Raw genomic sequence first — 13,184 nt, 5'->3', positions numbered from 1 at the left:
AGAAATTGCCATGTTGACCATTCAGCGTCTCGATATTGCCGACGCACGACTATTGCTCGCGGGTGCCCGCGCCCGGTCCGAAGCCATCGGCGTGCCGATGTGCATCGCCATCACCGATGAAAGCGGCAACCTTGTCGCATTCGAGCGCATGGATGGCGGCAAGGTAACGAGCACGACCATTGCCATCGACAAATCCTACACAGCATCAGCCGCCAAGCGAGCGACCCACGAATATGGCGCCGTCAGCCAGCCGGGCGGGCCGGCCTACGGTATCAACAGCGCCATCGGTGGCCGATTGATGGTGGTGGGCGGCGGTCTTCCGGTTGCCGTCGACGGCGTCGTGGTCGGCGGCATCGGCGTCAGTTCCGGCACGCCGGCGCAGGACCAGGACGTCGCCCAAGCCGGCATCGACCACTTTCTCGCCTCGCGGAAATAGTCACACTAGGCTCTCTTTCGACGTCGGCTATAGCCGCTACAGATCACGCAACAAGCGCGCTGGTCGCGCCGACGCAGCACGCAGGATCGTCATGGACCCTAGCAGGGCCGTGATGATCGCCGCGATCGCCAGAACCGCCACCAGGGCGTCGGTCGCGAGCGTGAAATCGACTTCCAGCATGACCAGTCCAACCAGCCAGGCCAGCCCAATGCCAAGGGCAGCGGCGGGGATGGCGGCCAGCAGCGCCAGGATGAAATACTGCACGAAGGCCGTCGCCAACAGCTCGAAGCGAGTGGTGCCCAGCACTTTGCCAATCACTGCATCAGCCTCGCGTTGGCGGCGGCCGGTTGCGAGGCTCCCGATCAGCACCAGCAGGCCATTGCCTACGGCGAGGCCGCCGACCAGGGTTGCGGCGAATGACAACTGGCCGAGCGCATTGGTGATCTGCTCCAGCGTATCGCCGATAGCGACAAAGCGAATATCGGGCAGGGCGGTGGCCAGTGAGCGCTTGACCGTCTCGTCGCGCCCCGGCACGGCCGTCACCGCGGCAAACAGCGTGGTGGGGTACGCATCGAGCACGCCCGGCGAGAAGGTCGCGAGGAAATCAATGCCGCCCTGCCACGAATAATCGCGGAAGCTGGCGACCTTGACCGTGATGGTGTCGCCGAAAATGGCGAAAGTTAGCGTGTCGCCGAGATTGACGCCGAGCCCCGAGCGCAGGCTCTGGTGCAGCGATACGAGGCCGGGACCGGTATAGTCGGCGGACCACCACTGCCCATCCACCAGCTTGGACGATGCCGGCATCTCCTGGCGGAAGGTCAGCGGCACTTCGCCCGATAGCAGGAACGTGGCTTCGGGGCCGCGCGTGCGGATTGTGTCGACAGCCACGCCATTGATCTGCGTGAGCGCGCCGCGCAGCATTGGGGTGGCGACGAACTTGCTGATGTCGGTGCCCCGGCCCGACATGGCGGCGAGCGTATCGACTTCGTCCGGGAACAGGTCGGAGGCCACGAAGGTGGGCACGTCGAACGATGACGCGCCCAGGAATTCCTGGCGCAGATTACCCTGCAACACCAGCACGACCGTGAGCATGGTCAGCGCCATGCCGGCCGCCACCACGACCGCTGCGGTATTGGAGCCGGTGTTGGCAATTCTGCGCAAGGCGTGGCGCAGAATACGGTTGGACGGCGCCGGCACGCGGCGCAGGGCCCATTGGGCGACGCCGACGAAAAGCTGAAACACCAGCACGGCGACGGCGCTGGCCGCGGCGAATGCGCCGACCAGCAGGAGGTCGCCCGTCATGGCAAACGCCAGCAGCAGGAACGCCACAAGGGCCGCCACCATGGGTAGGATTTGCCAGGAGGTCAGCAGGCTGCGCCACTCGACAGGCGGAGCCGAGAGCCCCTTGGAGCGGAACAGATGCACCGGCCGGATCGCCTGCGCCTGTTGCAGCGGCAAATAGGCGAACCCGAAAGCGGTGACGAAACCGGCCGCGGCGGCAACCACCAAAGGCTGCAGGTGCAGTGCGGGCTGCAGGCTGATGCCGACGGCCTGTCCGACCAGCGGCAGGATGCCATAGGCAATGCCGCCGCCAACCAATAGCCCAATGCCCACCCCGACGGCCGCCAGCATGGCAACCTGAGCAAAGAAGTGCACGAACACCCGCCAGCGATCGGCGCCCATGCTGCGCAGGATGGCGATCACCGTAGCGCGCTCGGCGATATAGGCCTGCATGCCGGCCCAGACGCTCACGCCGCCGATCAGCAGCGAACCCAGGCCAACGATCAGCAGGAAGCGCATGAACAGATCGTAGTAGCGCACCATCGGCCCCAGGGCGTCGCGCGCCGAGCGCACAGTCCAGCCGCTATCGGCAAATTGCGCCTCGAGGGCCGCCTTGGCCTCCTCACTGTCGCGCCCGTCGAGCAGGATCTTGTAGCGGAACCAACTCCCCAGGCCGGGCAGGGGCGAGGTGCGATCCGACACCATCGAAAAGCCTTCGGCGGTGATCAGCGTGGTGAGGCCGAGGCGGAAGCCGCGCACCGGCGCATCGGGCAATTTGGCCAGGGTGCCGCGCGCCTGGAAGGTCGTGCCGCCAAGCTGGAATTCGTCGCCAACCGCAATGCCAAGCTGGTCCAGCATCAGCGGATCGACCAGCGCCCCGGGAACCTCGTCGCGCAGGCCGAGAAGTTCGGCAACCGACGTGCCGGCCGGCAATTCCGCGCTTTGCACGTGGCCGACCAGCGGATAGGTATCGCCCGCCGCCGCCAGATCGACGAAGGCGTCGCCCTTGTCCGTCTGCGCGCGCAGGTTGGTATCGACCACCGAGGCGACGGAACCGAAGCTCGCCATGGCCTGCAATTCGTCGCCATTGGCAGGCCGATCCGCACGGGACAGTTCCAGATCGCCGCCCATCAGTTCGGCAGCGCTGGCATCGACGGCCTGCGCAATGCTGGTGCCCACGGAGTTGACGCCGGCGATCAGGGCCGTGCCCACCGCCAGGCAAACCACCAGCAGCACGAAACGCCGCAGATCGCCGCGCAGGTCCAGCAGGCCGACGCGAATGGCAGCCCAAACGGTGCGCATCAATGCGCCGCCGTGGTTTCGGTCAATTCGCCACTGGTCATGGTGAAGACCCGGTCGGCCCGCGCCGCGAGCCCCGGATCATGGGTGATCAGCACCACTGCGGTTTTTTGCTTTCGCGCCAGGTCGAACATCAAGTCCACCACCACGGCTCCGGTTTGCTGATCGAGGTTCCCGGTCGGCTCATCAGCCAACAACAATGGCGGACTGGTGACCATGGCCCGGGCCAAGCCCACGCGCTGCTGCTCACCACCCGACAATGCGGTCGGGCGATGGTCAAGGCGCTCGCCCAGCCCCACGGCGCGCAGCGCTTCGGCGGCCGCCTCATGGGTCTGCTTCAGGCTCAATTCGGGGGAAGCGATCTCCAGCGCCAGCGCGACATTGTCGAGCGCCGTCAGCGAGGGGATCAGGTGGAAACTTTGAAACACGATGCCGAGCGACTTGCGGCGGAAGCGGGCGAGATCGTCCTCGCCGAGCTTCGACAGGTTCTGGCCACGAACCATGACCGTGCCGGAGGAGGCGCGCTCCAGCCCCGCCAGCAGCATCAGCAGCGAGGTCTTGCCGCTGCCCGAAGGGCCGACGATCGCTACCACCTCGGAGGGCGCCACGCGCAGCGATACGCCCTTGAGAATATGCAGCGGCCGCCCGCCGACCTCGAGGCTATAGGTTACGTCTGCGGCGTCGATGATCGGCGCATCATTCTCGTTCACGGCAAGCAAACCCCTCATGCCTCAGTGCCACCCCAGATTTTCTGGTGACGACAACCGGCGCATGCGCACTATGATCGGTTATCGGGCAAAGGGAACAGAGGCACGCAGCACATCCCCGGAATTGTTGAATTCGACCTCGAAATTGACCGTAATGTTGCCGTCGATCAGCATGATCTGCGAGCCGATCCGTACATCGCTGCCACTGCGATCCCGCTGCCGCTCTTTCAGGTCGAAGGTAATGTCGTCGCCCCGCAGCCTGCCAACCGCGAGGCCGGTAAAGCCGGCATTGGAACTCATCGCCGCTTCGTATTGTCCGCGCTCGTCATTAAAGGCGATGGTGCCGCTGATGGATAGGTTGGCACTGACCAGGCTGCAACGCCCCGTATAGGTCACCTTCGACTGATTGCCTTTGGCGATGGCCATGCGGCAACGGAACGGTTCCGGCTTGTCGCCGCCCACCAGCGCGCCTTCACCCTGCCAGTTGCCCACATAGGAGGTCAGGACCGCCAGCTCGGTCTCACCGGCCGCAACCTGCGAGGCACCCAGCGTCGCTAACTGCAACAACAGAGCGACCCCGACTACCTTGAAAAAAGCATTCATTACTATCCGCCTCGTCTGTTTGATTGATACCAGCTTCGTGTTTGGAATCGTAGCGGCCGACCTAGAACCTATGAATCAACTCTTACACGTCAGCGGCCGGCGGTTTCTACTGCGAACTTGCGCCAATCCACTCAAGAAGCGCGCACTCGTCAGTCGAGGCCGCCAGGCGGGGCGAAGACCATTGAAATTGCAATATTGTGGGTCACTCCGTAATTGTCGGTCGCGCTCTGTCCGTTGCTGCTGCGGTCGCCGCCGATGCAGTGAGGGTAACCCGATTGCAGCCAACCCGGCGAGATAGCGATGCGCTGGATAGTTCCTGACACGTTCCGGCAAGCACATCCAATCACGGGTCTATTCTTGGGCCGCGGCAATCAGCTCGAAGGAGTGCAGGCGCGCCGCATGGTCGTAAACGTCCGAGACGATGATCAGTTCATCGATGCCGGTTTCGGCCACGAACGCCGCCATTCCCGCGCGCACTGTGTCGGGTGCTCCGACAATCCGGCGCGACAGCATCTGGGACGCTTGCGCCTTTTCCTGCGGCGTCCAATAGGTCTCGATATCGTCGATGGGCGGCTGGCTCAGCCCGCGCGCGCCGCGAAAAATATCGGCAAACGACATCAATTGCGTGGTGGCCAACCGGTGCGCCTCGGCATCGGTTTCGGCAGCAACGATATTGAGGCCGGCCATCACATAGGGCTCCGCCAATTGTTCGGAGGGCTTAAACCGCTCGCGGTAAAGCGCGAGCGCGGGCATCAATTGCGCCGGTGCGAAATGGGACGCGAACGCATAGGGCAGGCCGAGTTCCGCCGCCAGCACCGCGCCGAACGTGCTAGATCCCAGGATCCACAGCGGCATCTCCGTGCCCGCCGCCGGGACCGCCTGCAGCCGCTGGCCGGGCACCGCTGGCGCGAAATACGCCTGCAACTCCAGCACGTCATTGGGAAAGTTCTCGGCATTCTCCGGCGAGCGGCGCAGTGCGCGCACGGTCATCTGGTCGGTGCCTGGCGCGCGGCCCAGCCCCAGGTCGATCCGCCCCGGAAACAGCCGCGCCAGCGTGCCGAACTGCTCGGCGATAATATAGGGCGCATGGTTGGGCAGCATGATGCCGCCCGAGCCAACGCGGATGGTCTTCGTGCCGGCGGCGATATGGGCGATGACCAGCGAGGTCGCGGCGCTGGCAATGCCGGGCGCGTTATGATGTTCGGCAACCCAGAAGCGGCGATAGCCCCAGCCTTCGGCGTGGGCCGCGAGATCGCGGGCATTATCGAGCGCGCCGCGCGCATCGGTGGTCTCGCTGACGCGCACCAGATCGAGGATGGACAAGGCAGTCATGGGAAATTCTCCGAGGTCTGAATGCTTATATCGGTAAGCGACGATGCGTCCACGTAAACCTCTGGCGCATATGGGGCGCAGCCCAGCCATTTGCCACCGCAGGCGCTAAATTACCTGCTCGGCAGGCACATTTTCGGCATGCCCAGGTTGCGGCACCGGCGCGCTTGGGCCATTCTGCAACTTCACTCTGAGTATCCCGGTGACAGAACGCGCTTCGGCTCTCGCCCCTTTCGCCCATCCGACCTTCCGCAGCATCTGGCTGGCCAATCTGGCGTCCAGTTTCGGCGGGCTGATCCAGAGCGTCGGCGCCGCCTGGCTGATGACCTCGATCGCCTCCTCGGTCGATATGGTGGCGCTGGTCCAGGCCTCGATTTCCCTGCCGATCATGCTGTTTTCGCTCGTGGGCGGGGCCATCGCCGATAGCTTCAACCGCCGCCGGGTCATGCTCGCCGCCCAATGCTTCATGCTGGCCGTGTCCGCCACCCTGATGGTGCTGACCTATCTGGGCATGATGTCGCCGTGGCTGCTGCTGGCGTTCACCTTCCTGCTCGGCTGCGGCACCGCAATCAACAATCCATCCTGGCAAGCATCGGTCGGCGATCTGGTACCGCGCGATCACCTGCCCTCGGCAGTGGCGCTCAATTCCATCGGCTTCAACCTGTCGCGCAGTGTCGGCCCGGCCGTCGGCGGCATTGTGGTGGCAGCGGCTGGCGCGGCCGCAGCCTTTGCCATCAATACGCTGAGCTATCTGGCGCTGATCGTGGTGCTGTTTCGCTGGAAACCGGGTAACGCCGTGGCCCTGCTGCCGCGCGAATCCATGGGCGCGGCCATGTTGTCGGGCATCCGCTACGTGGCCATGTCGCCCAATATCTACCAGGTGATGCTACGCAGCTTGATCTTCGGCTTTACAGCCATCACCGTGATGGCGCTGCTGCCGGTTGTGTCCGGAACCCTGCTCGGCGGCGGGCCGCTGACCTACGGCCTGATGCTTGGCGCGTTCGGACTGGGCGCCGTCGGCGGCGCCTTGCTGGGCAATCGGCTGCATCAGCACTTCAGCAGCGAAGCCGTGGTGCGGATGGCCTTTATCGGCTTCGCCATCTGCGCCGCCATCACCGGCACCAGCACCTCACCCTGGCTAACCGGTGCGTCACTGCTCATCGGGGGCGCCGGCTGGGTGCTGGCCTTGTCGCTCTTTAACGTCTCTGTCCAACTGGCGTCGCCGCGCTGGGTCGTGGGCCGAGCTCTATCGCTCTACCAGACGGCGACCTTTGGTGGCATGGCGCTGGGCAGTTGGCTTTGGGGCCTCGCCGCCGAGCTTTATGGCCTGCAACTCGCCTTGGCCGGGGCAGGGGGGCTGATGCTGGCTGGGGCCGCGCTTGGCTTGGTCCTGCCATTGCCGCAACGTTCGACCCTCGATCTCGACCCGCTCAACCGCTGGAAAGAGCCGGCGCTTGAACTAGACCTCGAAGCGCGCAGCGGCCCGATCGTGATCCAGATCGCCTACATCATCAAGCCACACCACCTGGCTGAATTCCTCCGCGTCATGGCCGACCGCAAACGCATCCGCCGCCGCGACGGTGCCCGCCACTGGACCCTGCTGCGCGATCTTGGCCATCCGGACGTGTGGGTGGAACGCTACCAAACCCCGACCTGGACCGAATATGTGCGCCATAACCTGCGCATGACCAAGGCCGATGCCGAGGTCGGCGACCATGTTCGGGCTTTGCATGAGGGGCCTGATGCGCCGGTGGTAACGCGCTTTGTCGAGCGTCCGACCGATTGGCTGACCGCCATCGCCGAGCCGCGCAGCACTATCGATCCGCCGTGAATATGGAGGCCTCGCCCTGGACTTGAACCAAGGGTGTGGGGAGTTGCAATCCCCCGCGTAACGCTCCGCCACGAGGCCATGGCGCACACTAGTCCCGCGTGTGTTATTTAAGTCTTTACAGTTTAGCAGCAGATCATGACTTGGCGCTAACTTGCGGCGATCAGTTCGCGTGTGTAGCTCTGGGCAATATCGCGGCTGCGCAATTGGCTGCGGCTCAGCGTTTCCACCGCCTCCGCGTTGCGCATCACCATCAGGCGATCGCACATGTAGGAAATCACCGCCAGATCGTGACTGACGATGACGAAGGTCAGGTTCAGCTCCTTGCGCAACTGATTGAGCAGGTTGAGGATTTCCGCCTGGATCGACACATCCAGCGCCGAGGTCGGCTCGTCCAGCAGCAGGATTTTGGGGTTCAGCGCGAGGGCGCGGGCGATGGCGACGCGCTGGCGCTGGCCTCCCGAAAGCTCGTGCGGAAAGCGGAACCGGAACTGTCCGCCTAGCCCGATCAGGTCCAGCAATTCGAGTGTACGTTTCTCCGGATTGGGCATCTTATTGATACGCATTGGTTCAGCAATTGCATGACCGATGACGTAGCGCGGATGCAGCGATGCGTAGGGGTCCTGGAACACCATCTGCACCCGTCGCGCCAGGTCGGTGCGGCTAGTCGACTTGGTGTCCTGTCCGTCGATCTTGATCGAACCCGACCAATCGGGATTGAGCCCCATGACGGTGCGCAAAATGGTGGACTTGCCCGACCCGCTCTCGCCCACCAGCCCAAAGCTCTCGCCTTGTGCCACTGAGAAGCTGACATCGCGCACGGCGACCGACGGTCCGAAATTGACTGTGAGATGATCGACCTTGATCATGGTCGGGCCTCCAGCCAGCTTGCCTGGCGTTGCAGCACGGGCAGGGGATCGAGCGGCCCGTCGATCGTCGGCAGGCACGCGAGCAGACCCCGCGTGTAGGGATGTGTCGCCTCGTTCAGTCGATCGGCACGAATGGTTTCGACGATCTGGCCGGCATACATGACGATGACCCGGTCGCAGAACCGTGACACCAGCCGCAGGTCGTGGCTAATGAAAATCAACCCCATGCCGCGACGCGTGACCAGCTCATCGAGGATCGACAGCACCTGCGTCTGCACGGTGACATCGAGCGCCGACGTCGGCTCGTCGGCGATCAGCAGGTCGGGCTCGCGCACAACCATCATGGCGATCATGACGCGCTGGCCCATGCCGCCGGAAAGCTCATGCGGATAGAGCGAAAAAACGCGTTCGGGATCGCGGATATGGACGGCCTCGAGGATGGCGAGCGCTTGGCTGTAGGCCTCGCGCTTGGGCAGCTTCTTGTCACCGATGCGGATCGCCTCGACGATTTGCAAGCCCACCCGCATCACCGGGTTGAGCGAGAATTTTGGGTCCTGCAGGATCATCCCCATGCGCCCGCCCCGCAGCGAGCGGCGAAGCTTGGGGGAGGCGGTGGTCAGGTCGATGCCATCGAACATCATCTTGTCAACGCTCACGCGGGCATACGAAGGCAATACGCCGAGCAGGGCACGGCCGGTCAGGCTTTTGCCAGATCCGCTCTCGCCCACGATGCCCAGCTTTTCGCGGCCGAGCGACAGCGAGACGCCACGCACGGCATCGGTCATGCCGCCTTCGCGCGGGAAGGCGATGCGCAGGTCTTCGATTTCGACCAGATTGTCGCTCATCGGCGCTGCCTCAGATGCGGGTCGAGTAGATCGCGCATGGCATCACCCAGGAGGTTAAAGCCCAGGCTGACGATGAAAATCGCAAAGCCAGGCACGGTCGCCACCCACCATTGATCGAAGATGAACTTGCGCCCGGTCGAGATCATCGCGCCCCATTCGGGCAAAGGCGGCTGGGCGCCGAGGCCGATAAAGCCGAGGCCTGCCGCGGTCAGGATAATGCCAGCCATGTCGAAGGTCATGCGCACGATGACCGAGGACAGGCACATCGGCATGATGTGGTAGACGATGATGTGGAAATCCGATGCGCCGGCGAGCCGGATCGCGTTCACATAGTCCGAATTGCGCACGATCAGCGCCTCGGCCCGCGCCAGTCGCGCATAAGGCGGCCAGGCTGTGAGCGTGATCGCCAGCGCGGCATTGACGATGCCGGGCCCGAGCGCCGCCACGAAAGCCAGCGCCAGCAGCAGCTTCGGAATGGCCAGGAATACGTCGGTGATGCGCATGAAGATGCGGTCGACCCAGCCACCGTAATTGCCGGCGATGGCGCCGATGACGAGGCCCACCGGGGCGGAGGTGACGATCACCAGCGCCACGATCAGCAGCGTCAGGCGCGAGCCATAGATGATGCGCGAGTAGATATCGCGGCCCAGTTCATCCGCCCCGAACCAGTATTCGGCGCCCGGCGCAGCCAGGCGATCGCTCAGTGCGGGGAGATAGGGATCGTGCGTCGCCAGGATCGGCGCCAGCGCCGCGCAGACCAGTAGCGCAATGACGATCACCAGCCCGACCATGCCGAGCGGATTGCGCATGAAGCGACGGGCGAAACTCTTGAATTCGGCAATCCGCGCGGCGCGGAGGGCGCGCTTCGGATCGATGATGGGATCGGCAATAACGCTCATGAGCATAGCTCCCCGCGTTGCACTGAGACACCGCATACGCCGAACAGCTCCTCCCCCTTGACGGGGGAGGTAGGGTGGGGGTGTGCGGAGCCACAATGTTGGGTGGGGGCTAAACGTCCCCCCACCCTTGATCCCTCCCCGCGAAGGGGGAGGGTGTCGACTGCAATATTCAGGGTTATGCTCGTCATGGTTCCCTCCTATCGCGAACGCGGGTCGAGCGTGCGATACAGCACGTCGCTCAGCATGTTGAGGAACACGAAGACTACCCCGACCAGCAGAGTACCACCCAGCACGGCATTCATGTCGGCGGCGAACAGCGACGAATAGATGTAATTGCCGATGCCGGGCCAGGAGAAGATCGTCTCGATCAGCACCGAGCCTTCGAGCAGGCCGCCATAGCTGAGCGCGATAACGGTAACCAGCGGAATGGCCGCGTTGCGTAGGGCATGGCCCATGACCACGCGGAATTCGCTGGCGCCCTTGAGGCGCGCGGTCAGCACATATTCGCGGGTGAGCTGGTCGAGCATCACCGAGCGGGTCATGCGCGAAATATAGGCCAGGCTGTAATAGCCGAGCAAAATTGTCGGCAGCGTCATGTGGCTGATGGCGTTGAAGAAGATTTCCCACTCGCCCTGCAGCGCGCTGTCGATGAGGATCGAGCCGGTCCAGCGATCGACCACGCCGACAAAGAACACATCGAGCTGGCCCGGGCCGGAGACCCAGCCGAGGCGGTAATAGAATACGAACAACCCAACCAGCCCGAGCCAGAAGATCGGCACAGAATAGCCGATCAGGCCGACAATGCGGATCAGATGGTCCGGCCATTTCTCGTGCCAATAGGCCGAGGCGACACCCATGGGCACGCCGAGCACGACGCCAAGCACGAGGCCGAGTGTCGATAGCTCCAGTGTCGCCGGAAAGAAATTGAGCAGGTCGGTCAGCACCGGGCGAGTGGTGGAGAACGATGTGCCGAAGTCGCCGCGCAGGATCTTGATGATGTATTCCCAGAACTGCTGCCAGACGGGTTTGTCGAGCCCCAGTTCAAGGAATACGCGCTGATAGACTTCCGGCGCTGCCTTCTCGCCGACAATCTTGAGCACCGGATCGATCGGCAGTACGCGGCCGATAAAGAAGGTCAGCGCCGCCAGCCCCAGCAGCGTGATGGCCACGGTGAGCAGCCAGGAGGCGATGCCGAAAATGATGCGGACTGCGGGCGGTCTGGGTGCGGTCAAGCGGTGTGGCCTAGCTGCGTTGGGACTGATTGCATTGGCTTTTCCACGGAGTCATCCCCGCGAAGGCGGGGACCTCTGTTGGCGATCTTCGGTAGTAAACGGAGGTTCCCGCCTTCGCGGGAATGACCCGGTGAAGGGAGCATAGTAGAGGTCGGCGGCCGCCGTTTCGGTTGGCCGCCGACCTGCTTATTATTCCTTCGTCACGCCACCATAGCGGTCGTCCGAGAAGGTGATGCCGAGCACGACACCCTTGACGTTGGAGCGCATGGCAACCTTGCGGCTGTCCTGGAACATGTAGACGAACGGCGAGCTATCGGTGTGGGCGCGCTGGATGGTGTCGTACATCGCCTTGCGCTTTTCGACGTCCTGCTCCTGTACGGCGGCGAGCACTTCGTCAGACAGCGGGCCCGAATCCCAGCCGAAGCGGTCGGCGAGGTTGCCATGCTGGCCATCGGGATTGGCCTTGTCGTTGACCGTGAACGCCTTGGCGTTGGAATGCGGATCGGGATAATCCGGACCCCAGAGGCCGAACCAGATATCCAGGTCATGCGAGCGGTAGCGGTCGAGCCACTGGCCGCCGTCGACAACCTGCAGGTCCAGCTCGATACCGGCCTGCGCCATGGTGGCCTGAACGGCCTGGGCATATTCGGTATAGGGCGAGGTGTTCCACACCACCGTCGCCAGCTTGATCGGCAGTGCAACGCCGCTCTCGGCGATCAGCGCCTTGGCCTTCTCGACGTTGAGCGAGTAGGGGTTGTAGTTGATATTACCGCCCAGGAACCCGTCGGGGATCATGGTCTGGTGCACCTTGACGGTGCCGCGGCCGATGCTGTCGGCAATGCCCTGGTAATCCACCAGGTACTTCATGGCTTCCACGACCTTGGGATTGCTCAAGGCTTCGTTACGGACGTTCAGGCCGAAATAATAGATCGTGGAGGAATTGCCTTCCATGATCGACACATCGGGATTGGCCGAAACGGCGCCGATATCATCGGGGCCAAGCTTGTTGGCGATGTCGATATCGCCCTTTTCCAGTGCCAGGCGCTGCGTCGCGCTTTCCGGCATGTGCTGCAGGAAAATGCGCTCGACGCCCGGAGGGGTCTGCCAGAAATTGTCGTTGCGCGACAACAGGATCGAAACCTTCGGATCCCACTTGGTCAGCACATAGGGGCCCGAGCCAGCCGAATTTTCGCTCTTCAGCCAGGCATTGCCATAGTCGTTGCCGCCAGCGGCCAGCACGCCTTCATGCTGCTTCACCAGCACGGAGTCGACGATGCCGCCGGTGAAGGACGACAGCACGTAGAGCACGAAGCTCGGCGCGTATTTCTGGTCGACCTTGAGCACCAGGGTCTGGTCATCGACCGCCTTGATATTCTCTGCGACGTTTTCCTTGGTCAGGCCGAACTGGGTCAGGATGAACGAGATGCGGCTATCGATCAGGATGACGCGCTGCAGCGAATATTCGGCGTCGTGCGCGGTCACTGGATTGCCCGAGGCGAACTTGGCGGCCGGGTTCATCTTGAAGGTGAAGGTCTTGCCGTCTTCCGAAACGGTCCAGCTTTCGGCCAGAACGCCGAAAATCTTGGTCGCGTCGGCGGGGTCGAAGCTCACCAGCGGCTGATAAATCTGCTGGCTGGCGAGCACGCCGCCAACTTCGCTGACTTCACCCGGATCGAGGGTAATGATGTCGTCGATCGCGTCCGCGATGACGAGGGTATTCTTGGGCGTCTCGGCTATTGCTCCGGAAACGGTCATCACCGCTCCGAAGGCGACAGCCGCGAGCGTCTTGAACAGGCGCATGGCAGTCTCCCTGGTTGAAGGATTGTCGATCCGGCGCGAACGGCCGGTTGCAGGCG

At 63.5% G+C, this 13,184-nt stretch carries 11 protein-coding genes; 2 read left to right on the top strand and 9 right to left on the bottom strand.

What is annotated here, in order from left to right; translation table 11 throughout:
* Nucleotides 1-10 precede the first annotated feature (10 nt).
* Nucleotides 11-436: a heme-binding protein gene (locus JWR51_RS19005; RefSeq protein ID WP_299751184.1), complete on the top strand. Its 426-nt coding sequence runs from the start codon at nt 11-13 to the stop codon at nt 434-436.
* A gap of 36 nt (nt 437-472) precedes the next feature.
* Here the strand turns inward: JWR51_RS19005 and JWR51_RS19000 are convergent, their stop codons facing one another.
* The 4 genes from JWR51_RS19000 to JWR51_RS18985 all read right to left on the bottom strand — a co-directional run bounded on the left by JWR51_RS19000 (nt 473) and on the right by JWR51_RS18985 (nt 5,658).
* Entirely contained in the window at nt 473-3,019 is a 2,547-nt protein-coding gene (locus tag JWR51_RS19000) for an FtsX-like permease family protein (protein ID WP_299751181.1), read from the bottom strand.
* Entirely contained in the window at nt 3,019-3,726 is a 708-nt protein-coding gene (locus JWR51_RS18995; protein ID WP_299751178.1) for an ABC transporter ATP-binding protein, read from the bottom strand. The genes JWR51_RS19000 and JWR51_RS18995 overlap by 1 nt, the downstream gene beginning before the upstream one ends.
* Before the next feature lie 78 nt (nt 3,727-3,804).
* Nucleotides 3,805-4,326 carry a heme-binding beta-barrel domain-containing protein gene (locus JWR51_RS18990; protein ID WP_299751175.1) on the bottom strand — a complete coding sequence of 174 codons (522 nt, stop codon included), beginning with the start codon at nt 4,324-4,326 and terminating at the stop codon, nt 3,805-3,807.
* Nucleotides 4,327-4,677: 351 nt separating this feature from the next.
* The gene (locus JWR51_RS18985; RefSeq protein WP_299751172.1) at nt 4,678-5,658 is read right to left on the bottom strand and encodes an LLM class flavin-dependent oxidoreductase; all 981 of its coding nucleotides are present in this window, start codon (nt 5,656-5,658) and stop codon (nt 4,678-4,680) included.
* 199 nt (nt 5,659-5,857) lie between these two features.
* Between JWR51_RS18985 and JWR51_RS18980 the strand changes: the two genes are divergently transcribed.
* Nucleotides 5,858-7,486 carry an MFS transporter gene (locus JWR51_RS18980; protein WP_299751170.1) on the top strand — a complete coding sequence of 543 codons (1,629 nt, stop codon included), beginning with the start codon at nt 5,858-5,860 and terminating at the stop codon, nt 7,484-7,486.
* A 146-nt stretch (nt 7,487-7,632) separates the two neighbouring features.
* Here the strand turns inward: JWR51_RS18980 and JWR51_RS18975 are convergent, their stop codons facing one another.
* The 5 genes from JWR51_RS18975 to JWR51_RS18955 all read right to left on the bottom strand — a co-directional run bounded on the left by JWR51_RS18975 (nt 7,633) and on the right by JWR51_RS18955 (nt 13,128).
* Nucleotides 7,633-8,352: an ABC transporter ATP-binding protein gene (locus JWR51_RS18975; RefSeq protein ID WP_299751167.1), complete on the bottom strand. Its 720-nt coding sequence runs from the start codon at nt 8,350-8,352 to the stop codon at nt 7,633-7,635.
* A complete protein-coding gene (locus JWR51_RS18970) occupies nt 8,349-9,197 on the bottom strand; it encodes an ABC transporter ATP-binding protein (protein ID WP_299751164.1) in 849 nt (282 codons plus the stop codon). The genes JWR51_RS18975 and JWR51_RS18970 overlap by 4 nt, the downstream gene beginning before the upstream one ends.
* The gene (locus tag JWR51_RS18965) at nt 9,194-10,096 is read right to left on the bottom strand and encodes an ABC transporter permease (RefSeq protein WP_299751161.1); all 903 of its coding nucleotides are present in this window, start codon (nt 10,094-10,096) and stop codon (nt 9,194-9,196) included. The genes JWR51_RS18970 and JWR51_RS18965 overlap by 4 nt, the downstream gene beginning before the upstream one ends.
* 197 nt (nt 10,097-10,293) lie before the next feature.
* Nucleotides 10,294-11,328, bottom strand: a complete 1,035-nt coding sequence (locus JWR51_RS18960; RefSeq protein ID WP_299751158.1) for an ABC transporter permease — start codon at nt 11,326-11,328, stop codon at nt 10,294-10,296.
* Nucleotides 11,329-11,517: 189 nt separating this feature from the next.
* On the bottom strand, nt 11,518-13,128 hold the full coding sequence (locus JWR51_RS18955) for an ABC transporter substrate-binding protein (protein WP_299751155.1): 1,611 nt from the start codon (nt 13,126-13,128) through the stop codon (nt 11,518-11,520).
* Between the last annotated feature and the right edge of the window lie 56 nt (nt 13,129-13,184).

The sequence above is a fragment of the Devosia sp. genome (assembly GCF_028290625.1).
Classification (GTDB): Bacteria; Pseudomonadota; Alphaproteobacteria; order Rhizobiales; family Devosiaceae; genus Devosia.
This window is presented reverse-complemented; position numbering and strand designations above follow the sequence as displayed.

What these genes read in the sequence shown, in the direction of transcription:
- JWR51_RS19005 (WP_299751184.1), top strand. Translation starts at nt 11, where the DNA reads ATGTTGACCATTCAGCGTCTCGATATTGCCGACGCACGACTATTGCTC.
- JWR51_RS19000 (WP_299751181.1), bottom strand. Translation starts at nt 3,019, where the DNA reads ATGCGCACCGTTTGGGCTGCCATTCGCGTCGGCCTGCTGGACCTGCGC.
- JWR51_RS18990 (WP_299751175.1), bottom strand. Translation starts at nt 4,326, where the DNA reads ATGAATGCTTTTTTCAAGGTAGTCGGGGTCGCTCTGTTGTTGCAGTTA.
- JWR51_RS18985 (WP_299751172.1), bottom strand. Translation starts at nt 5,658, where the DNA reads ATGACTGCCTTGTCCATCCTCGATCTGGTGCGCGTCAGCGAGACCACC.
- JWR51_RS18975 (WP_299751167.1), bottom strand. Translation starts at nt 8,352, where the DNA reads ATGATCAAGGTCGATCATCTCACAGTCAATTTCGGACCGTCGGTCGCC.
- JWR51_RS18970 (WP_299751164.1), bottom strand. Translation starts at nt 9,197, where the DNA reads ATGAGCGACAATCTGGTCGAAATCGAAGACCTGCGCATCGCCTTCCCG.
- JWR51_RS18965 (WP_299751161.1), bottom strand. Translation starts at nt 10,096, where the DNA reads ATGAGCGTTATTGCCGATCCCATCATCGATCCGAAGCGCGCCCTCCGC.
- JWR51_RS18955 (WP_299751155.1), bottom strand. Translation starts at nt 13,128, where the DNA reads ATGCGCCTGTTCAAGACGCTCGCGGCTGTCGCCTTCGGAGCGGTGATG.